Source organism: Yersinia vastinensis (assembly GCF_902726565.1).
Taxonomy (GTDB): Bacteria; Pseudomonadota; Gammaproteobacteria; order Enterobacterales; family Enterobacteriaceae; genus Yersinia; species Yersinia vastinensis.
In genome coordinates, this window is the sequence record NZ_CACVAF010000011.1 from 1 (window position 1) to 21,219 (window position 21,219).

Here is a 21,219-nt window from a genome sequence, read left to right on the forward strand (position 1 = left end):
CTGCATGAGAGTGATTGTGTAGCGAGTTGATTAAAACAGAATTTGCCTGGCGGCCATAGCGCGGTGGTCCCACCTGATCCCATGCCGAACTCAGAAGTGAAACGCCGTAGCGCCGATGGTAGTGTGGGGTCTCCCCATGCGAGAGTAGGACACTGCCAGGCATCAAATCAAGCCAAGACCCCATGCCGAAAGCGTGGGGTTTTTGCTATGTGCAAAATATAAAGAACATGAGCAAATATCAGTGTGTATGCATAAGTATTTGTGGATTGAGAAAAAAGTAAAAGAGAAAAGGCTACCCTGTGGGTGGCCTTTTTTCTTTTTATACTTCTGATGAGTTAGTTTTAAGCCAGTGATAAATAAATTCAGCGATCTGATCCGGCTGATTAATATCCAATTGTGTTACAAGGGTCTCTATTGGTTTATCACTTGCTAAAGCAATGACATAGCTATCAATCAAACCAGAAAAAGGTTTACCAACCGCTTCTCTATAGAGTGCTATTTTATTGATTGGCTCATGTTTAAAACCTTCAACCAAGATCAAATCAATAGTTGTGGCATCTAACCTGCTGGCAAGGTAGTGGAGATCCAGTGGTTTTTGTTCTGGGGTTTCCGTCATTAATGCCCAACGACAATCGCTAGCGACCAGAGTTTGATGTGCACCAGCCTTACGTAATTCATAGCTATCCTTCCCCGGAGTATCAATTTCCATATTGTGATGAGTATGTTTGATTAAACCGACTCGGATTTGTCGCTGTTGTAGCAAGGGAATCAGGTTCTTAAGTAATGTTGTTTTCCCTGTGCCACTGTACGCAGCGATACCTAATAGTGGCGGTACTTTTTGGCTCATCATTCCCCCTTTTTACCTCGCTCCCATAAATCACAATCTTCTTGGGTATTGAGGTTGCTAAATTGTCGACTTTTCCCGTTGAACATGACGGGTTGAGCCTCGATACTGTCCATAAATATCATTAGCTTGCGATCACCATTAGCCAGATACTGAGCCAGCAGTGGCTGCAAACTCACATGCATTAACGCCAATGTCGGGTGTGCTCGTTCACCATCATGTACGTACGATGCCAATGCCTGCTGTTTGCCTTGCCAAAGTTGAGAGACTAAATTGGTAGGCAGTGCTGGAACGTCACAGGGAGCAAATATAACCCATTCGGTAGCTGAATGGCTTAATCCTGCATGCATACCTGCCAGAGGGCCTACAAAGCCAGTAATGGCATCATTAATAACTTGAATTCCACTCTCTTGATAGCGATCTTGATTGCGATTAGCATTAATCAGAATATCGTTGACTTGGGGTTTTAATCTATCAATTACATATTGATACAACGGTTTATCGTGCAGGAGAATAAGCCCTTTATCGTTTCCTCCCATTCGAGAAGAACGACCTCCTGCAAGAAGAACGCCTGTAATATTGGGCTGCATTTCTATCACTCCGTTGTATTCAATTCGCAGATGAATTGTATCTTTAAATAGGAGGGTAGGTCAGGATTTACTTTTATTGACAATAGGCTCTCTTTCCCTGTGTGAATATCCCTGCTACTTTGTCAGCATATTTTTGAATAGGATAATTTTGTTATGAAATGCCATCGTGTTAATGAACTCATTGAGCTTTTACATCCAGCCTGGCAGCAAGAACCTGATTTAAATTTGGTGCAGTTTTTACAAAAATTGGCAGCTGAAGCGGGTTTTAAAGGTGAATTTTCAGATCTGACCGACGATATTCTTATTTACCACTTAAAAATGCGCGGTTCAGCATCGACAGAAGTGATTCCTGGTCTGAAAAAAGATTATGAAGAGGACTTTAAAACAGCCATCTTGCGCGCGCGTGGCATCATTAAAGATTAGTCATACTCCTGTCTGCGTAGATAGGGGCTTTGATGATACTATTTCTTATTCTCAGCAAGCCGCTGTCACTTATATAGACTGAATGTTGCTATGAACAGCTCTGCTTTTAATTTTCAGACGTTGTCACCTGACTTGATTATGGATGCCCTTGACGGGGCGGGGTTACGCGTGGATTCAGGGTTAACCGCGCTTAATAGCTACGAAAACCGTGTTTATCAGTTTATGGATGAAGGGCGTAAACGATGTGTGGTTAAGTTCTATCGCCCCGAGCGCTGGAGCCGTGAGCAAATTATTGAGGAGCATCAATTCTCGATTGATTTGGCGGAGTCGGAGATCCCGGTGATTGCCCCATTGCTACTTAATGGGGACACCTTACATACTCACGGCGGCTTTTTCTTTACCGTATTTCCAAGTGTTGGTGGGCGTCAGTATGAAGTAGATAACCTTGACCAGTTGGAATGGGTGGGGCGTTATCTAGGGCGGATTCATCAGGTGGGAAGTGACAGACTTTTTGTCGCCCGCCCAACGATAGGTATTGAGGAGTATCTGACAGAGCCACGTCAGTTGTTGGCCAGCAGTGAATTGGTGCCAGTAAAACAGCGAGATAAGTTCCTGGCTGCGACGGATTTACTGATAAGTACCATAAAGCAGTATTGGCATACAGACTGGCAACCATTACGGTTACATGGTGACTGTCATCCAGGTAATATCTTGTGGCGTGACGGGCCGATGTTTGTTGACTTGGATGATGCCCGAAATGGTCCTGCGGTTCAGGATCTTTGGATGTTGCTACATGGGGATCGTCGTGAACAGCTTATCCAGTTAGATATTTTGCTAGAAGCCTATGGTGAATTTGCTGATTTTGATCAGCGAGAACTCGCACTGATTGAACCTTTGCGGGCGATGCGGATGGTTTATTACCTTGCTTGGGTAGCCAGACGTTGGCAAGACCCGGCATTTCCTAGAAGTTTTCCGTGGATGGCGGAGTCTGATTTTTGGTTACAGCAGACTGCATCATTTACAGAGCAGGTTAAGCTGTTGCAGGCACCCCCTTTGCAGCTGATGCCAATGTACTAAAGCGAAGATAATGGAGATTGTTATAGTATGAAAAATGTATGGTTAGCGCTCGTTGGCATGGTGATGGCATTCAGTGTATCGGCGGCACAATTTACCGATGGTACTCAGTACCAGACGTTAAACAAGCCAGTCACTGGCGAGCCTCAGGTTTTAGAGTTTTTCTCATTCTATTGCCCGCACTGCTACCAGTTTGAAGAGATTTACCATGTTCCTCAGACAGTCAAAAAAGCACTGCCTGAAGGGGTCAAAATGACCCGTTATCATGTGGAATTCCTTGGTCCATTGGGTAAAGAACTGACCCAAGCATGGGCAGTTGCAATGGCATTGGGTGTTGAGGAGAAAGTGACTCCACTGATGTTTGAGGGTGTACAGAAAACACAGACCGTACAAACTCCGGATGATATTCGTAATGTATTTATCAAAGCGGGTGTGAGCGGCGAAGACTATGATGCAGCATTAAATAGTTTTGTCGTTAAATCACTGGTGGTTCAGCAGCAAAAAGCCGCTGAAGATTTACAATTACGTGGTGTACCAGCCATGTTTGTTAATGGCAAATATATGATTAAAAACGACGGCATAGATACCAGTTCAATGGATAACTATGTTAAGCAGTATGCTGATGTCGTTAAGTTTTTACTGACTCAAAAGTAATCGCATTAATCATATAAAAAGAGGGGCTGAATTTTATTCGCCCCTTTTTTTTATCAAATATCCGCACTGTCCTAATATGATTATCTTGTTGTCATAAATGCATCGTATTGTCTAATGTGATAGTCATACTGATGAATAATTTATTTTTATTTATTACCGTGTTGTTTATGATTTATTTATCTATTTTACTGATAGGCAAATAGTCATGTTCGTGATGCAAAAAGAGAAAATGAGGTGGGCGTAAGTAATAAAAAATTTGGGAAGATAAATTTACCATAAGTAAAATTTATTTACCTTATGCTGGTAACTGAATAAGTAATATCCACAATTTAGATAAAGAAATAATGACAGTAAAACAAAAAAACAATAACTATAACATACTGATTTTTATGGTTTTAAATATTAAGGATTTGAGAGTCATTTGACAAATATAAAATACACACGTTTTTACGCACAAAGTTATCCACAGGTTAGATCTTGAGGATCTTCATGTAAAATGCTCTCTTTCGCACAAGAATGGACGCTAAAATTCGTCTCTTGCTGCCAGCTATGGCATTCTTAGCGTTAGACCTTGCTGATTAAAGATGAAGAAACTCTATGGCCCAGATTGCAGAAAACCCATTGATCCTCGTTGACGGTTCCTCTTACCTCTATCGTGCTTATCATGCCTTTCCGCCACTCACGAACAGCAGTGGTGAGCCAACTGGCGCCATGTACGGCGTTTTGAACATGTTGCGCAGCCTCTTGCTACAGTATCGCCCAAGCCATGTGGCAGTGGTATTTGATGCTAAAGGCAAAACATTTCGTGATGAACTGTTCGCCGAATATAAATCTCATCGCCCACCGATGCCTGATGATTTACGTGCTCAAATCGAGCCACTTCATCAAATGGTTAAGGCGATGGGGCTGCCTTTATTAGTCGTTTCCGGTGTTGAAGCTGATGATGTTATTGGCACTCTGGCGCAAGAAGCCGAAAAAGCTGGCCATGCGGTATTAATTAGTACCGGTGATAAAGATATGGCGCAATTAGTTACGCCAAACATTACTCTTATCAATACAATGAATAACGCTATTTTAGGGCCACAAGAAGTGTGCGATAAATATGGCGTGCCTCCTGAATTGATTATTGATTTTCTAGCGCTAATGGGGGACTCCTCAGACAATATTCCGGGTGTTCCGGGTGTGGGTGAGAAGACTGCTCAAGCTTTATTACAAGGTTTGGGTGGGTTAGATGCGCTGTTTAGTAATTTGGATAAAATATCCACGCTGACATTCCGTGGCGCTAAAACTATGTCAGCTAAGTTAGAGCAAAATAAAGATGTTGCCTATCTCTCCTATAAATTAGCCACCATTAAAACAGATGTTGAATTAGATGTGACTTGTGACGAACTCACGGTCTCACAACCGGATGATGAGCAATTACATCAGCTCTTCAGCCGTTATGAATTTAAGCGCTGGCTGGCAGATGTTGAAGCCGGTAAGTGGTTGGATGGCAAAAAAGATCGGCCAACGGGGCAGACGAATAATAAATCTTTTATCGCCACAGAACCCGCCGCTGCGGCTGAAGTGACGGCTGTATTGTCACAAGAAAATTATCAAACCATCTTGGATGAAAAGTCGTTAGCTGACTGGATTGAACGGCTTAAAAAAGCAGAAGTTTTCGCTTTTGATACTGAGACTGACGGCCTTGATACTCTCAGTAGCAATTTAATTGGCCTTTCGTTCGCCGTTGCTCCAGGCGAGGCCGCTTATTTGCCTGTCGCACATGATTATCTGGATGCACCTGCACAACTTGATCGTGATTGGGTTCTGGCGCAGCTTAAGCCCTTATTGGAAGACGATAAGGCCCTTAAAGTGGGGCAAAATCTCAAGTTTGACCAAAGTATGTTGGCACGCTATGGCATTGATCTACGTGGTATTGCTTTTGATACGATGCTCGAGTCGTATGTTTTGGACAGTGTCGCGGGCCGACATGATATGGACAGTTTGGCGGAACGCTATCTCAATCATAAAACCATTACCTTCGAAGAGATCGCTGGTAAGGGTAAGAACCAACTGACCTTTAACCAAATTGCATTAGAACAAGCGGGGCCTTACGCGGCAGAAGATGCCGATGTCACGCTACAACTGCATTTGGCGTTGTGGCCTAAACTACAGCAAAGTGACGGTTTGAAGCGGGTATTCCAGGAAATTGAAATGCCACTGCTGCCCGTGTTATCTCGTATTGAGCGCACAGGTGTATTGATTGATCAAAATATTTTGGCGGCCCACTCTAAAGAACTCACTATCCGTCTTGATGAATTGGAGAAACAAGCGCATGAATTGGCTGAAGAGCCGTTTAATCTCGCTTCCCCTAAGCAGTTACAAGTCATTTTGTATGAAAAACAAAAACTGCCAGTTTTGAAAAAAACGCCCGGTGGCGCGGCTTCAACAAATGAAGAAGTGCTGGCCGAACTGGCATTGGACTACCCTCTGCCAAAAGTGATTCTTGAGTATCGTGGTTTAGCAAAACTCAAAAGTACCTATACCGATAAGTTACCACTGATGATTAACCCTGTGTCCGGGCGTGTTCATACCTCTTATCATCAGGCTGTCACGGCAACCGGGCGTTTATCTTCCCGTGACCCTAACTTGCAAAATATTCCGGTGCGAAATGAAGAGGGGCGTCGTATACGTCAGGCTTTTATTGCGCCAAAAGATTACCGCATTATGGCCGCTGACTATTCACAGATTGAACTGCGTATTATGGCCCATTTGTCACAGGATAAAGGTCTGTTGGCAGCTTTTGCGGCCGGAAAAGATATTCACCGTGCAACGGCGGCAGAAGTTTTTGGCCTTCCACTGGATAAAGTGACCAATGAACAGCGCCGCAGTGCTAAGGCCATTAACTTTGGTTTGATTTATGGTATGAGCGCATTTGGTTTGGCGCGGCAGCTGAACATTCCCCGCGGGGAAGCACAACGCTATATGGATCTCTATTTTGAGCGCTACCCGGGTGTGCTGGAGTATATGGAGCGCACACGCAAGCAAGCGGCGGACCAAGGTTACGTCAGCACGCTTGATGGGCGTCGCCTCTATTTACCTGATATTCATTCACGCAATGCGACTCGCCGTAAAGCGGCTGAACGTGAAGCTATCAATGCGCCGATGCAAGGGACTGCTGCTGATATCATCAAGCGCGCCATGATTGCCGTGGATGCTTGGTTACAGCAAGAAGCTGAAGCTAAGGTCCGGGTTATCATGCAGGTACACGATGAATTGGTGTTTGAGGTGCATGAAAGTGTGGTGGAAAGCGCTGAGAAGAAAATCCGTGAATTGATGGAGCAGAGCATGCAATTGGCCGTGCCATTGAAAGTTGATGTCGGTGTTGGCGAGAACTGGGATCAGGCTCACTAGTTGTGCGGGTAAGTGACGATAAATAAAGCACTTTATGTAATTAAGCTACATTTATGGGCGGAAATGCGGGGATGTTGTGCGCTGAATCGTGCCAATTTGTGTAACTATACAACAAAAAATTCTTTTGCCCTGCGAAAAAATGATGTAGAGTTACAGACGTAGGGTACAGAGGTAAGATGTTCTATCTTTCAGACCTTTTACTTCACGTAATCGGATTTGGCTGTATATTAGCCGCCCCAGTCATTTATTGACTGGGGCGTTTTTTATGGGGCTTTTGCTGACAGGTTGGAGGCGGTAGATATACCGAGAAACAGCCCTTACGGGCTGCTTAATGACGAATTTTATTCACCTTCGTCGTCATACTCATCAATCATTACTTCGGGTGGAATTTCACTGAACCAGGTATCCAGTTTCTCCCGTAACTTATCAACACCAATCTTTTTCAGTGATGAGAAAGCTTCAACCTGAATATCCCCCATAAATGGAATGATTGCTTCCCGCACCATGTTCAACTGGGCTTTACGCGCACCTGAAGCCAGTTTGTCTGCTTTGGTCAGTAATAAAAGAACAGGAGTACCGACGGCCACCGCCCAAGTAATCATCTGCTGATCCAAATCTTTCAGCGGATGGCGGATATCCATCAAAACGACTAATCCTTTCAGACAGTTACGTTTCTGTAAATATTCACCCAGTGCCCGTTGCCACTTGATTTTCATCTCTTCCGGAACTTCGGCATAACCATATCCCGGTAAGTCGACCAGGCGTACACCCTCAACGACTTCAAATAAATTAATCAGTTGAGTACGACCCGGTGTTTTACTGGTTCTGGCCAGACTTTTCTGGTTGGTTAATGTATTGAGAGCACTCGATTTACCTGCATTTGAGCGGCCAGCAAATGCCACTTCAATACCTTCATCACGCGGCAGATGGCGAATATCCGGAGCACTGATGACGAAATGAGTCATGTGATAGTTATAGTTTCTGATAGTCAAAATTTGTCGTCTCCGTGAGAGATTGCTTACATGGAGCGATTATAACTGCATCAGGCCGAAAAAAGGGGGTTTATCTTTATTCCCGCCAAACTTGACCCTAAAGAGGGGCTAACGAATCTCTTTTCCTACTTTTTCTTATGAAATTCCAATTTTTGTGAGTTGGTGGTCATTGTCGAGAAAGTTAATGGCATATTATTTATGAACTGTTAAGAAAATCTTTATTAAAAATGCGCTACTATTATTAACGATCAGTTGTTTTGTGATTTGTTATTCTTAATAAAAACAAATAACTGATTATAGTTTTAACAGTGCGGGATGCACTGGCAAGGAGCATCATCACTTAGGAAGAGTGGCCTATGCTTAAGGAATGTAATGGATATACTGTGAGCCAGGGATGAGAGAGGGAGCTTATACACCCAATAGCATTTGAGTTGTAGGTCAGCGGCAACAGAATAGACCCAAGGCGTTGAGATAATGCAATGAATTGGGTGAATGATGGCGGCTAACAACCCTACAACTTGAAAGATAATGGGTATAAAAGGATGTTTATGGACACAGGCCGGAGTGCTGGGTGAGTCGCCTTCAGGGTTGGAGGGATGGCAAGGAAGGCGTGTTGCAGGAGGGAGAAACCGGGACGTTATGTAAGTGCAGGGAGTGCGCTGTAAGGATATCCTTCCGCAGAAGGTGCGAAAAAAGGCGACAGGTTAATCTGCCGCCTTTTTTCTTTCTCTTCTTTCTGCTAGATTCCGGCCCAAATCTATACCCAATAAATTTCAAAATGCGGGAAGGCTACAAGCAAGGGAATCTCGATGAACTTACATGAATAAGTGATTTGGGCGATTGTGTGTTGCGAACACTTCTGCAAGTTGAAAGATGCCGGGTATATACTCAATCCGATCCCATACTCATTTAAGAGCACAGGTTATGAAGCAACCAAATAAAGCACCACGCGCAACTAGCGCGGCCCCGAAAGGCACCGCGACACCAAAGCGCCATAAAAAGACCCGTGTAGAGCTTGATCTTGAAGCACGCGAGCGTAAGCGTCAGAAAAGACACAGCGGCAATCGCTCTGGTGCGAGAACCAATGTTGAGGGTAGCAATAAAAAAGGCCAAACCCAGACTCAAGAGAAAGATCCACGCATTGGCAGCAAAGTGCCTGTACCTTTGGTCGTTGAGAGCAAGGTAAAAGCGAAGCCAACCACTAAGCCAGTAGCGAAAGTCGAAGCCAAGCCACGTCTGACGCCGCAAGAAGAGCTGACTAAGCTGGAAAACGATGAACGTCTGGATGCATTGCTGGATCGTCTGGACAACGACGAAGTATTAAGCAAAGAAGACCAAGCTTATGTGGATCTGACGTTAGACCGTATTGATGCCCTGATGGAGCAGTTGGGTATTGAATTAGGTGATGATGAGGACGACGAAGAGCAAGAAGAAAAACAGGAAGATATTTTAAGATTACTGAAAAGCGGTAATCCAAAAGACGCATTTTAAACCATGAGGTGGGTGATCCCGATAATAGCCCTACTACTAACATGTTATCTATTGTGGTTATTGGGTAAACTATGGCGACTGTCGCAACGTAGGTCACGATTGCGCAGCGCTACTGCGGCCAGACAACGAAAACATCTGCCCCCTAACCGGCCCGGTAAGCGAAAATATCGGAAGGAATGAACATGTCTGAGCACGCTATAGTTTGGGATCTGTCCCTGATTCAAAAATATAATTATTCAGGGCCGCGCTACACTTCGTACCCTACAGCGCTTGAGTTTAGCGAAGATTACAGTGAATCTGCTTTTCAGCAGGCGGTAAAACGTTACCCGCAGCGTCCTTTGTCGCTGTATGTGCATATCCCGTTTTGCCATAAGCTTTGTTACTTCTGTGGCTGCAATAAACTGGTGACGCGCCAGCAACATAAAGCTGATGAATATCTGGCGGTATTGGAGAAAGAGATCCGCCAGCGAGCGGTATTGTTTGCCGGACGTCAGGTTAGCCAGATGCACTGGGGCGGCGGCACGCCAACCTATCTGAATAAAAAACAAATCACTCATTTGATGAACCTGTTGCGTGAGAATTTTGATTTTCTGCCCGGAGCGGAGCAGTCAATTGAAGTTGACCCGCGTGAAATTGAGCTGGATGTGCTTGACCATCTTCGTGCTGAAGGTTTTAACCGCCTAAGCATGGGGGTGCAGGATTTCAATAAAGAAGTTCAACGACTGGTTAATCGTGAGCAAGATGAAGATTTTATCTTTGCACTCATTGCCCGCGCCAAATCCTTGGGTTTTAACTCGACCAATATTGATTTGATTTATGGTTTGCCAAAACAGACACCAGAGAGCTTTGCTTTTACCCTTAAACGGGTCGCAGAACTTAGCCCTGATCGCCTAAGTGTCTTCAATTATGCCCACTTGCCGAGTCTGTTTGCTGCGCAACGTAAAATTAAAGATGCTGATCTTCCCAGTGCCGCACAGCGGTTGGATATTTTGCAGCATACGATCAGTTTTTTAACCGAATCCGGCTATCAGTTTATTGGTATGGATCACTTTGCCCGACCAGATGATGAACTAGCGGTTGCTCAACGCGAGGGGAAATTACATCGTAATTTCCAAGGCTATACCACCCATGGTGAGAGTGACTTACTCGGTTTGGGCGTCTCAGCCATCAGTATGCTGGGTGACAGTTATGCGCAGAACGAAAAAGATTTGAAGACCTATTATGCTGTTGTGGAACAACGTGGCAATGCATTGTGGCGCGGCTTGACCATGACCGAAGATGATTGTTTACGTCGCGATGTGATTAAGACACTGATTTGTAATTTCCAAATCAGTTATCAGCCGATTGAGCAGCATTATGGTATTCGTTTTGCGGATTATTTTGCCGAAGATTTTGAGCTACTGGCACCTTTTGAGCAAGATGGGCTGGTGGAGCGGGATGACAAAGGTATTCGGGTAACACCGCGTGGGCGTTTACTTATTCGTAATATCTGTATGTGTTTCGATATTTATTTACGTAAGCAGGCACGCCGGCAGCAATTCTCCCGCGTGATTTGATGATGTTCACCTCAGTGGCTATACCCGTTATCTTGAAATCTATCGGGTATAGCCACTGAGGGGCACTTAACGTCAGAACGGCTCTATTCTTAACTACTCCATTCCCAATTCTTTCAGCTTACGCGTTAATGTATTGCGACCCCAACCTAACAGCCGAGCAGCTTCCTGCTTGTGGCCTTGAGTGTGGCGTAATGCCGTGGTTAACAGCGTTCGTTCCATTTCGGGTTGCGCTTCGGACAACAAATCCTGATGGCCAGAACGTAGTGCACGATCAGCCCATTGCGCTAGCAGCGTTGCCCAGTTATCTGGCATCCGTTGACCCGAAGCATCTGGTGTACTGGTTTCAAACAGCTCAGTCGGTAAATCCTGAATCAGCACTTCCTGCCCGGCAGCCATGACAGTCAGCCAGCGACAGGTATTTTCGAGTTGTCGCACGTTACCCTGCCAAGGTAGGCGAGTCAGCGCGACTTCCGTTTCAGGGTGCAGATTTTTGGCTTCTACCCCTAGCTCTTTCGCGGCCACTTGCAAGAAATAACGAGCCAGACGCGGAATATCCTCGCGGCGCTCACGCAGTGGTGGCAAATGAACCCGAATCACATTCAGGCGATGGAATAAATCCTCACGGAATTTGCCTTCTTGAACACGCAATTCCAGATTCTGGTGAGTAGCCGCAATGATGCGCACGTCCACTTTGACAGGGGCATATCCCCCAACCCGATAAAATTGGCCGTCAGCCAGCACGCGTAATAGGCGGGTCTGCACATCCAGCGGCATATCGCCGATTTCATCTAAAAACAGTGTGCCACCATCGGCTTGCTCAAATCGGCCTTGGCGCACTTGATTCGCGCCGGTGAAAGCCCCTTTTTCGTGGCCAAACAGCTCCGACTCGATTAAATCTTTCGGAATCGCCGCCATGTTCAATGCGATGAACGGTGCCTTGGCGCGCGGACTATGGCGGTGTAATGCATGGGCCACTAACTCTTTACCGGTGCCTGATTCACCATTGATCAACACGCTGATAGAGGAGCGCGACAAGCGACCAATGATGCGGAAAACATCCTGCATCGCTGGGGCTTCACCAATAATATCAGCAGTCGGGCCACTGGCGGGTTGGGTACGGGCGGGTTGTTGCTGCTCCTGATAATGACTGATTGCTCGCTCAACGAGTGCGACGGCCTCGTCGATATCAAAAGGTTTAGGCAGATAATCAAATGCCCCTTGCTGATAGGCGCTCACTGCAGCGTCTAAATCAGAATGTGCTGTCATTATGATGACCGGAAGCATGGGGTGGCGCTGCTTAATTTGTTTCAGCAGTGCTAATCCGTCCATGCCAGGCATACGGATATCTGATAACAACACATCTGGGGTTTGCGTTGCCAAAGCATCCAATACCTGATTGCCTGTATCGAATGTCGCACAGTTTAGACCCGCTCCAGTCAGTGCGCGCTCAAGCACCCAGCGGATGGAGCTATCGTCATCGACGATCCAGACTATCCCTCGTTGCATAGAAACCTCACTGGCGAATAGGTAGGTAAACCGAGAATTCGGTATGTCCCGGCCAACTGTTAAATTCAATTTTACCCGAATGCTGGTCGATAAGATTACGGGCAATAGATAAGCCAAGTCCGGTGCCACCCTCGCGACCACTGACCATTGGATAGAACACGGTATCTTGTAATTGCGTCGGTACGCCTGGGCCATCGTCTTCAATATCAATTCGGGCAGCTAAACGGTAGCGCATACCATGCAGTGTTATCTGAAATGCCGTACGGGTACGAAGTGTGATAGTGCCACCGGCCTCACCCAAGGCTTGTAAGGCATTGCGGGTGATATTTAGCAGCACTTGTTCAATCTGATCTGGGTCATGAGCCAATTCAGGTAAGCTTGGATCATAGTCGCGGATTAATGTCACGTTATCCGGCTTTTCCAATGAAACTAGCTGGCAAACCCGTTCAGCAACCTGATGGATGCTTTGTGTAACATGCTGACCGGGCCGCTGAGGGCCTAATAAACGGTCAACCAAATTACGTAAGCGGTCAGCTTGCTCGATGATCACTTTGGTATATTCCAGCAGGGCTGGATCGGGTAGCGCTTTTGACAATAATTGTGCCGCACCGCGTAAACCGCCCAACGGGTTCTTAATCTCATGCGCTAATCCACGCACTAAATCACGAGCGGCAACTTGTTGTGCATGCTGCAATTGTTCCTGACTTAACCGGCGCTGATTATCCATCGGTGCCATTTCCAGCAATATAAAGCCGTCCGGCAATGACTGTGCAGTTAGCGATAAAATATGTGCTCGACCATCAACGACTAATGTTACTTCGTTATCCGTAAAACCTTGTCCTGACTCTAGGCTTTCCCTCATAAGGGCAATATTCAGGGAAAAGTAGCCTAATAATTCGGGAAGCGGTGTACCAAAAAGTTTACGAGAACTTTGTGCCAGAAGTTGCTGGGCAGCGGGATTGGCATAATGAATAGCCAGAGAGTCATCCAATAGCAGAATGCTATTAATGAGAGAATTAAGGATCTGCCCAGCATCGGGCAGCGTGCCTGTTGCCATCATGCAGACTCCTGCACACTCTTAGTGCATTTATACCCATCGGTGGGTACATCCTATTGATTCAGTCGCAACTGAGCCAGAGGAATGTGACGAAAATGAAAGGTGGAGAAAAAAGCCCATCGTGAGATGGGCTAAAAGTTTCCACGGCAACAAAAAAAACGACTAACTAAAACTAAACGCTGTAATACAGTTCAAATTCAACTGGGTGCGGAGTCATACGTATGCGGTCCATCTCTTCTTTACGCAGTTCGATGTAAGCATCAATTGCGTCGTCAGTGAACACGCCACCACGGGTCAAGAACTCGCGGTCTTCACTCAGTGCCGCCAGAGCTTCGTCCAGAGAACCTGCAACTTTTGGAATTTCAGCTTCTTCTTCCGGTGGCAGGTCATACAGGTTTTTGTCCATCGCATCACCAGGGTGAATTTTGTTGATGACGCCATCAAGGCCAGCCATCAGCAGTGCTGCGAAGCACAGGTACGGGTTAGCCGCTGGATCCGGGAAGCGCGCTTCAATACGGCGGGCTTTCGGGCTAGCAACCACAGGGATACGGATTGAAGCTGAACGGTTACGTGCTGAGTAAGCCAACATGACCGGTGCTTCGTAGCCTGGGACCAAACGCTTGTAGGAGTTAGTCGTTGGGTTAGCCAAGGCGTTAATGGCTTTTGCATGTTTGATGATGCCGCCGATGTAGAACAGCGCCATTTCAGACAGGCCAGCATATTTGTCACCAGCGAACAGGTTGGTGCCATTTTTGGACAAGGACATATGGCAGTGCATGCCTGAGCCGTTGTCACCAAACATTGGTTTTGGCATAAAGGTCGCCGTTTTACCAAATGCATGGGCTACGTTGTGCACGACATATTTGTAAATCTGAATTTCGTCCGCTTTCTTGGTCATGGTATTGAAGCGGGTTGCTACTTCGTTCTGGCCAGCAGTAGCAACTTCATGGTGATGAGCTTCAACAACCAGACCCATTTCTTCCATGGTTAAACACATGGTAGAACGCAAATCCTGTGAAGAATCGACCGGAGGAACCGGGAAGTAGCCGCCTTTTACTGCTGGACGGTGGCCTTTGTTGCCGCCTTCGTATTTGGTGCTGGAGTTCCATGCACCTTCGATATCATCGATAGCGACGTGGGAACCGCGGATGCTGCTACCAAAACGAACGTCATCGAACAGGAAGAATTCTGGTTCTGGCCCGAACAGCACGGTATCGGCGATACCAGAAGATTTCAGGAAGTCTTCTGCACGTTTGGAGATAGAACGTGGGTCGCGGTCATAACCTTGCATGGTGCCTGGCTCAAGGATGTCACAACGGATAATCAGTGTGGAATCTTCGAAGAACGGATCCATAACAGCGGTGCTGGCGTCTGGCATCAGTACCATGTCGGATTCATTAATGCCTTTCCAGCCACCAATCGAGGAGCCATCAAACATTTTGCCTTCTTCGAAGAAGTCAGCGTTGACCTGATGAGCAGGGATAGTGATGTGCTGTTCTTTCCCTTTAGTATCGGTGAAGCGCAAATCAACAAATTTCACTTCGTGCTCATTCAGCATCGTCAAAACATGTTCAGCGGACATACTTATATCTCCCGGATTTGTCATAGTCGTCGTCGTGGAACGATTACCGTGTATTGCTAAGGTTTATGGTGTTCTGGCATTTTTGCCGGTAAAAACTTTTTGTTTCAATAGCCTGTAACTTCAAAAAAACCTTTTACCTGCAAGGATGCATCACTCAAAACAGTAAACTTGTGACTTTTTATTTCGTACGGTTATTCGTACTGGCGATTCATGCTAAAATACATTGCGAAATCTATGCCAACTTTCCAAATCCCCCGTTTATGCCATATCATAGGGGTCTGCTGATATTCAGTATGCACCAGGATAGTTATATTGCACTATTTTGGTGCTTCATTTGCGCCGTTGGGCACCGTATTGGTGCAAAGAGGGGCCGAGAGGCTATTTTTGCACCGTGAAAGGGATCACAAACTAACCGCCGTTAGGTTGTTTATAAGAGAAGTTTGTGATCTTGTTTAGTCCCTCGCTTAATACGTGTACAATAGCGCGCTATTTCTAAATGCCTGAGGCAAAAAAGCTGTGATCGAGAATCTGCGTAACATCGCCATTATTGCGCACGTTGACCATGGGAAAACTACCCTGGTTGATAAGTTGCTACAACAATCTGGTACTTTCGGTGAACGTACTGAAGCAACTGAACGTGTAATGGACTCCAACGATTTGGAGAAAGAGCGTGGGATAACCATCCTCGCAAAAAACACCGCCATTAATTGGAAAGACTACCGCATCAACATCGTGGATACCCCAGGACACGCCGATTTCGGTGGTGAGGTTGAGCGTGTAATGTCTATGGTTGACTCTGTGCTGCTGGTCGTCGACGCAATGGATGGCCCAATGCCGCAGACCCGTTTCGTGACCAAGAAAGCCTTTGCTAACGGTCTGAAACCTATCGTGGTAATCAACAAAGTTGACCGTCCGGGCGCACGTCCTGACTGGGTTGTCGATCAGGTATTCGACCTGTTCGTAAACTTAGATGCAACTGATGAACAACTGGACTTCCCTATCATTTATGCATCTGCATTAATGGGTATTGCGGGCGAAGACCACAACAATATGGCGGAAGACATGACTCCGCTGTATCAAGCTATCGTTGACCATGTGTCTGCGCCACAAGTTGAGCTTGAAGCACCGTTCCAGATGCAAATTTCTCAGCTGGATTACAACAACTATGTTGGTGTTATCGGCATCGGTCGTATCAAACGCGGTAAAGTTAAGCCAAACCAGCAAGTGACTATCATTGATAGCGAAGGCAAAACGCGTAACGGTAAAGTCGGTAAGGTTCTGACCCACATGGGCCTGGAGCGTATCGAAGCTGCTGTCGCTGAAGCGGGCGATATCGTTGCTATCACCGGTCTGGGCGAGTTGAACATCTCTGACACTGTCTGTGACGTTAATGCTGTTGAAGCATTGCCAGCACTGTCTGTTGATGAACCAACCGTGACCATGTATTTCTGCGTTAACACCTCTCCGTTCTGTGGTAAAGAAGGTAAGTATGTGACTTCACGTCAGATTCTTGACCGTCTGAACAAAGAGCTGATTCATAACGTAGCACTGCGTGTTGAAGAAACTGAAGATGCTGACGCATTCCGCGTATCAGGCCGTGGTGAACTTCACCTGTCGGTTCTGATCGAAAACATGCGCCGTGAAGGTTTCGAGCTGGCTGTATCTCGTCCTAAAGTTATCAACCGTATTATCGACGGTCGTAATCAAGAACCATTTGAAAGCGTAACTCTGGATATCGAAGAGCAGCACCAGGGCGCAGTTATGCAAGCCATGGGTGAGCGTAAAGGTGACGTGAAGGACATGGTTCCAGACGGCAAAGGTCGTATTCGTCTGGATTATATGATCCCAAGCCGTGGCCTGATTGGCTTCCGTACTGAGTTCATGACCATGACTTCTGGTACTGGTCTGTTGTACTCCACATTCAGTCACTATGATGATGTGCGTCCAGGCGATATCGGCCAACGTCAGAACGGCGTACTGATCTCTAACGGTCAGGGTAAAGCTGTTGCGTTCGCATTGTACAAACTGCAAGACCGCGGCAAGTTGTTCATCGGTCATGGTACAGAAGTGTATGAAGGCCAGATTATCGGTATTCACTCACGTTCTAACGACCTGACTGTAAACTGTTTGACGGGTAAGCAGCTGACCAACATGCGTGCATCGGGTACTGACGAAGCAACCACTCTGGTTCCTTTCCTGAAGAAAACTCTGGAACAGGCGCTGGAATTCATCGATGACGATGAATTGGTAGAAGTTACCCCACAATCGATCCGTATCCGTAAGCGTCATTTAACGGAAAACGATCGTAAGCGTGCCGGTCGTGGTCCTAAAGAAGGTTAATTCTTCTTTGTTCCGCTGATACTTAGGGCGCTCAAGGCGCCCTGAGTTCTCTATCCCCTTCGTTCTTGAAGTTGCTGCTGTGCTAGCGGCGTTCAGTCACCCGAATCACTTACTTGAGTCAGCGTATCGGGGCACCATCACTTGCTACCTTGCTGCAACTCCAATGTCTTTGGGGATACTTTCTGTTTCGTCATCCCGGCAAAAATATTATTTTTTCTGCTAACCCCCTCCTTTTTCTTTCTCTCTCTGTTCAGTTTTCTTTTTTCCCGTTACAGTGAAACTCACCATCTAATTGGGAGAGCGCCATGCTGTATATCTTTGATCTAGGGAATGTGATTGTTGATATCGACTTCAAACGCGTGTTGGGTGTTTGGAGTAAATTAAGCAGTGTGCCTTTGGCTACACTGAGTGAGCGTTTTACGATGGGAGAAGTTTTCCAGCAGCATGAGCGTGGTGAAATTAGCGATGAGGACTTTGCCCTCCAACTCAGTGATGAGATGGGGCTATCGCTCAGTTTTGAACAGTTTGCTGAAGGTTGGCAGGCAGTATTCGTGGCTTTACGCCCGGAAGTGATCGCGATAATGCAAAGGCTACGTCAGGAGGGGCATCGGGTCGTAGTGTTATCCAATACAAACCGTCTGCATTGTAATCACTGGCCTCAACACTACCCTGAAGTTGCCGCTGCAGCTGACCATATGTATCTATCGCAAGATTTGGGGATGCGTAAACCAGAAGCAAGAATCTATCAACATGTCCTGAGTGCGGAAAATATTCCAGCAGAACAGGCTGTGTTCTTTGATGATGTTGAAGCAAATATTGTTGCGGCCAGAATCGAGGGCATCACCTCAATCCATGTCACTGACCGAAAGGTTATCCCAGCTTATTTTTCCTGATGAGTTCTTACTCTAATCATTAATGGGTTAGCCTTAAGTTGCTAACCCTTATCACGCTGGCCTCAAAATTGTGCCTAACCGTGTTGACTGAGAGACGAACATGGCGAGTTTTCTACGATCACCACCGTTTAAACCCTGCATAACCTTTGTGCGTATGCTTTATACCCGGATTGATAAAGACGGGTTAACAATGCTGGCTGGACATTTAGCCTATGTATCATTGTTATCTCTGGTGCCACTGATAACGGTTATTTTTGCCCTGTTTGCGGCTTTTCCGATGTTTGCTGATATCAGTATCAAACTGAAAGCCTTTATATTTGCCAATTTTATGCCAGCTACAGGCGACATTATCCAAAACTATCTGGAACAGTTTGTCGCGAACTCAAATCGGATGACAGTAGTAGGCACCTGCGGATTGATTGTCACGGCACTCCTGCTGATTTACTCCGTAGATAGTGTGCTCAATATTATTTGGCGCAGTAAAACCCAGCGTTCACTGGTATTTTCATTTGCGGTTTATTGGATGGTACTCACGTTGGGGCCAATTCTGGTGGGGGCCAGCATGGTTATCAGCTCCTATCTGCTGTCATTGCAGTGGCTGGCAAACGCTCAGGTAGACAGCATGATTGATGAGGTATTGCGGCTGTTTCCGTTGCTCATCTCCTGGGTTTCGTTTTGGTTATTGTACAGTGTGGTGCCAACGGTAAGGGTCCCCGCCCGTGATGCTGTTATTGGTGCACTCGTTGCCGCTTTGCTTTTTGAGTTAGGGAAGAAAGGTTTCACGATGTATATCACGCTATTTCCCTCTTACCAGCTGATTTACGGGGTATTGGCCGTTATTCCCATTTTATTCCTCTGGGTTTATTGGAGCTGGTGCATTGTGTTACTGGGGGCAGAAATTACGGTCACCTTGAGTGAGTATCGAGCACTGCGGCGAGCCCCTAAGACCGAGGAAAGCCAGAGTCAGGAGATGTAAGGCATTATGATTGCGTTGATTCAACGGGCGCTCAGCGCCAATGTCGTGGTTGATGGGAAGATTGTTGGTGAGATTGGCCCAGGGTTGTTGATATTACTCGGTGTTGAACGAGAGGATACCGAGCAAAAAGCACAGCGCTTATGTGAGCGGGTACTTGGATATCGGATTTTTGGCGATGAGAACGACAAAATGAATCTCAACGTCCAAGAGGCGGGGGGAAGTGTGCTGGTGGTTTCACAATTTACACTGGTTGCTGATACCCAAAAGGGGATGAGGCCAAGCTTTTCTCGTGGGGCCGTTCCCGCAGAAGCTGACCGGCTTTATCAGTATTTTGTTGCCCAGTGCCGTGAGCGTGGTGTAAAAACAGAAACGGGGAAATTTGCAGCAGATATGAAAGTCAGTCTGGTTAACGATGGCCCAGTAACTTTCTGGCTGCAAGTTTAGATGCCGAATATTGCCTCAAGATTGAGGGTTATGACATAGATTTTATTGATGATTTTAAAGAGAGAATGCTCCTATGTATCACTTGCGTGTGCCCATAACAGAACAAGAACTCAAAGATTATTATCAATTCCGTTGGGAAATGTTACGCAAGCCGTTGCACCAACCTGTTGGTTCAGAAAAAGATGCCTACGACGCGATGGCCCACCATCAAATGGTCGTAGATGAACAGGGTAAGCCTGTTGCTATTGGTCGTTTGTATATCAATGCTGATAATGAAGCTGCTATTCGTTTTTTGGCGGTCGATCCCGCTGTTCGCGGTAAAGGCTTAGGGACGTTGGTCGCGATGACCTTAGAATCAGTCGCGCGCCAGGAAGGGGTAAAGCGGGTTGTGTGTAGCGCGCGTGAAGATGCCGTTGATTTCTTTGCTAAGTTGGGTTTTGTCAGTCAGGGCGAGATAACTGCCCCACAGACAACACCCGTGCGCCACTTTTTAATGATTAAACCGGTCGTGACGATGGATGACATCCTGCATCGGCCCGATTGGTGTGGTCAATTGCAACAAGCGTGGTATGACCATATCCCACTCAGTGAGAAAATGGGCGTGCGTATCAGCCAATACACTGGCCAGCGATTTGTCACGACAATGCCTGAAGCTGGTAATCAAAATCCTCACCATACCTTATTTGCAGGTAGCCTTTTCTCATTGGCGACGTTAACAGGTTGGGGGTTAATTTGGTTACTGCTGCGTGAGCGTCATTTGGGGGGCACAATTATTCTTGCTGATGCCCACATTCGCTATAAAGCGCCGATTACTGGGCGGCCAAGAGCGGTTGCTGAGCTGAGTTCACTAAGAGGAAGTCTGGATAGGCTGGCGCGTGGCCGTCGTGCTATTGTGCAACTAGATGTAAATTTATTTGGCGATGAAGACACGGGTTCTGTATTTTCTGGAACTTACATGGTCTTGCCCGTCGGTGAAGAAGATGAAGAAGTTAACTGATTTTTATACTGACTCGCTCATTGATAACAGATGAGCGGGTATTTATTTTCATCTGTTACTGTATTTTTAAACAAAATGTGGATTATTCTCTAGATATAATATCCGCGTAATGTTTATTTACGTGTTAAGTCAAATAAAAAAGAAATCTTTAAGAAATATATTCACTCATGTTTTTTATAAAGCGCGGAATAATTGCCAGTGTTATTTGCATAATAATAGCTATTGTAGTCTTCCCGTACACCATCATCACTGATGACTTGTTAATAATACTTGGTATTTTACTTCTTAAGTCCTCTTGTAATAAGCATACCATTATTTAATTGGTTATTGATAGTTTCAATTAAATTTTCAAAAACTGTACGAACAATAGTGCTTACGTAAATAGAGTAAATAATACACTAGAC

At 46.0% G+C, this 21,219-nt stretch carries 17 protein-coding genes and 1 rRNA gene; 12 read left to right on the forward strand and 6 right to left on the reverse strand.

The features are described 5' to 3' along the window. The first annotated feature begins 45 nt into the window (after positions 1-45). A 5S ribosomal RNA gene (rrf, locus tag HUZ92_RS15905) occupies positions 46-161 on the forward strand. A 158-nt stretch (positions 162-319) separates the two neighbouring features. Here the strand turns inward: rrf and mobB are convergent. Then, complete coding sequence (mobB, locus tag HUZ92_RS15910) at positions 320-847, reverse strand: molybdopterin-guanine dinucleotide biosynthesis protein MobB (protein WP_050101141.1); 528 nt, start codon at positions 845-847, stop codon at positions 320-322. Next, positions 847-1,434 carry a molybdenum cofactor guanylyltransferase MobA gene (gene mobA, locus HUZ92_RS15915; protein WP_174846865.1) on the reverse strand — a complete coding sequence of 196 codons (588 nt, stop codon included), beginning with the start codon at positions 1,432-1,434 and terminating at the stop codon, positions 847-849. The genes mobB and mobA overlap by 1 nt, the downstream gene beginning before the upstream one ends. A gap of 153 nt (positions 1,435-1,587) precedes the next feature. On the opposite strand from mobA, the gene HUZ92_RS15920 reads away from it, so the two are divergent. The 4 genes from HUZ92_RS15920 to polA all read left to right on the forward strand — a co-directional run bounded on the left by HUZ92_RS15920 (position 1,588) and on the right by polA (position 6,981). Beyond that, complete coding sequence (locus tag HUZ92_RS15920) at positions 1,588-1,857, forward strand: YihD family protein (RefSeq protein WP_050101139.1); 270 nt, start codon at positions 1,588-1,590, stop codon at positions 1,855-1,857. Positions 1,858-1,947: 90 nt separating this feature from the next. Then, complete coding sequence (locus HUZ92_RS15925; protein WP_145579469.1) at positions 1,948-2,934, forward strand: serine/threonine protein kinase; 987 nt, start codon at positions 1,948-1,950, stop codon at positions 2,932-2,934. A gap of 27 nt (positions 2,935-2,961) precedes the next feature. Continuing rightward, on the forward strand, positions 2,962-3,585 hold the full coding sequence (gene dsbA, locus HUZ92_RS15930) for a thiol:disulfide interchange protein DsbA (RefSeq protein ID WP_050141047.1): 624 nt from the start codon (positions 2,962-2,964) through the stop codon (positions 3,583-3,585). 597 nt (positions 3,586-4,182) lie between these two features. Continuing rightward, positions 4,183-6,981 (forward strand): DNA polymerase I, encoded by a 2,799-nt coding sequence (gene polA / locus HUZ92_RS15935; protein WP_050101136.1) that lies wholly within the window; start codon positions 4,183-4,185, stop codon positions 6,979-6,981. Between the two features lie 341 nt (positions 6,982-7,322). On the opposite strand, the gene yihA is transcribed toward polA, so the two are convergent. Then, positions 7,323-7,973 carry a ribosome biogenesis GTP-binding protein YihA/YsxC gene (gene yihA, locus HUZ92_RS15940; RefSeq protein ID WP_050101135.1) on the reverse strand — a complete coding sequence of 217 codons (651 nt, stop codon included), beginning with the start codon at positions 7,971-7,973 and terminating at the stop codon, positions 7,323-7,325. 924 nt (positions 7,974-8,897) lie between these two features. Between yihA and yihI the strand changes: the two genes are divergently transcribed. Both yihI and hemN read left to right on the forward strand, forming a co-directional pair. Then, entirely contained in the window at positions 8,898-9,464 is a 567-nt protein-coding gene (gene yihI, locus HUZ92_RS15945) for a Der GTPase-activating protein YihI (RefSeq protein WP_050101133.1), read from the forward strand. 182 nt (positions 9,465-9,646) lie between these two features. Next, a complete protein-coding gene (hemN, locus tag HUZ92_RS15950; RefSeq protein ID WP_050101132.1) occupies positions 9,647-11,020 on the forward strand; it encodes an oxygen-independent coproporphyrinogen III oxidase in 1,374 nt (457 codons plus the stop codon). Positions 11,021-11,113: 93 nt separating this feature from the next. On the opposite strand, the gene glnG is transcribed toward hemN, so the two are convergent. From glnG to glnA, 3 genes are all read right to left on the reverse strand, one after another. Next, on the reverse strand, positions 11,114-12,526 hold the full coding sequence (gene glnG, locus HUZ92_RS15955; protein ID WP_050101131.1) for a nitrogen regulation protein NR(I): 1,413 nt from the start codon (positions 12,524-12,526) through the stop codon (positions 11,114-11,116). Positions 12,527-12,533: 7 nt separating this feature from the next. Then, positions 12,534-13,583, reverse strand: coding sequence for a nitrogen regulation protein NR(II) (glnL, locus tag HUZ92_RS15960; RefSeq protein WP_050101143.1), 1,050 nt, complete (start codon positions 13,581-13,583; stop codon positions 12,534-12,536). A 172-nt stretch (positions 13,584-13,755) separates the two neighbouring features. Beyond that, positions 13,756-15,165: a glutamate--ammonia ligase gene (glnA, locus tag HUZ92_RS15965; protein WP_050101130.1), complete on the reverse strand. Its 1,410-nt coding sequence runs from the start codon at positions 15,163-15,165 to the stop codon at positions 13,756-13,758. A 516-nt stretch (positions 15,166-15,681) separates the two neighbouring features. Here glnA and typA point away from each other — a divergent pair. The 5 genes from typA (at position 15,682) to fabY (ending at position 20,815) form a co-directional block, all read left to right on the forward strand. After that, entirely contained in the window at positions 15,682-17,505 is a 1,824-nt protein-coding gene (typA, locus tag HUZ92_RS15970) for a ribosome-dependent GTPase TypA (RefSeq protein ID WP_050101129.1), read from the forward strand. Positions 17,506-17,810: 305 nt separating this feature from the next. Beyond that, positions 17,811-18,398, forward strand: coding sequence for a glucose-1-phosphatase (gene yihX / locus HUZ92_RS15975; RefSeq protein ID WP_050101128.1), 588 nt, complete (start codon positions 17,811-17,813; stop codon positions 18,396-18,398). A gap of 100 nt (positions 18,399-18,498) precedes the next feature. After that, complete coding sequence (locus HUZ92_RS15980) at positions 18,499-19,374, forward strand: virulence factor BrkB family protein (protein WP_050101127.1); 876 nt, start codon at positions 18,499-18,501, stop codon at positions 19,372-19,374. A 6-nt stretch (positions 19,375-19,380) separates the two neighbouring features. Further along, positions 19,381-19,818 (forward strand): D-aminoacyl-tRNA deacylase, encoded by a 438-nt coding sequence (gene dtd / locus HUZ92_RS15985; protein WP_050101126.1) that lies wholly within the window; start codon positions 19,381-19,383, stop codon positions 19,816-19,818. A 73-nt stretch (positions 19,819-19,891) separates the two neighbouring features. Next, a complete protein-coding gene (gene fabY, locus HUZ92_RS15990) occupies positions 19,892-20,815 on the forward strand; it encodes a fatty acid biosynthesis protein FabY (protein ID WP_050101125.1) in 924 nt (307 codons plus the stop codon). Positions 20,816-21,219: the final 404 nt, after the last annotated feature.

Bases quoted from the DNA above. Each gene is read 5' to 3' on its own strand.
- hemN (WP_050101132.1), top strand. From the start codon at position 9,647: ATGTCTGAGCACGCTATAGTTTGGGATCTGTCCCTGATTCAAAAATAT.
- HUZ92_RS15920 (WP_050101139.1), top strand. From the start codon at position 1,588: ATGAAATGCCATCGTGTTAATGAACTCATTGAGCTTTTACATCCAGCC.
- glnG (WP_050101131.1), bottom strand. From the start codon at position 12,526: ATGCAACGAGGGATAGTCTGGATCGTCGATGACGATAGCTCCATCCGC.
- dsbA (WP_050141047.1), top strand. From the start codon at position 2,962: ATGAAAAATGTATGGTTAGCGCTCGTTGGCATGGTGATGGCATTCAGT.
- glnL (WP_050101143.1), bottom strand. From the start codon at position 13,583: ATGGCAACAGGCACGCTGCCCGATGCTGGGCAGATCCTTAATTCTCTC.
- glnA (WP_050101130.1), bottom strand. From the start codon at position 15,165: ATGTCCGCTGAACATGTTTTGACGATGCTGAATGAGCACGAAGTGAAA.
- yihX (WP_050101128.1), top strand. From the start codon at position 17,811: ATGCTGTATATCTTTGATCTAGGGAATGTGATTGTTGATATCGACTTC.
- mobA (WP_174846865.1), bottom strand. From the start codon at position 1,434: ATGCAGCCCAATATTACAGGCGTTCTTCTTGCAGGAGGTCGTTCTTCT.
- polA (WP_050101136.1), top strand. From the start codon at position 4,183: ATGGCCCAGATTGCAGAAAACCCATTGATCCTCGTTGACGGTTCCTCT.
- mobB (WP_050101141.1), bottom strand. From the start codon at position 847: ATGAGCCAAAAAGTACCGCCACTATTAGGTATCGCTGCGTACAGTGGC.
- dtd (WP_050101126.1), top strand. From the start codon at position 19,381: ATGATTGCGTTGATTCAACGGGCGCTCAGCGCCAATGTCGTGGTTGAT.
- HUZ92_RS15925 (WP_145579469.1), top strand. From the start codon at position 1,948: ATGAACAGCTCTGCTTTTAATTTTCAGACGTTGTCACCTGACTTGATT.
- fabY (WP_050101125.1), top strand. From the start codon at position 19,892: ATGTATCACTTGCGTGTGCCCATAACAGAACAAGAACTCAAAGATTAT.
- yihI (WP_050101133.1), top strand. From the start codon at position 8,898: ATGAAGCAACCAAATAAAGCACCACGCGCAACTAGCGCGGCCCCGAAA.
- HUZ92_RS15980 (WP_050101127.1), top strand. From the start codon at position 18,499: ATGGCGAGTTTTCTACGATCACCACCGTTTAAACCCTGCATAACCTTT.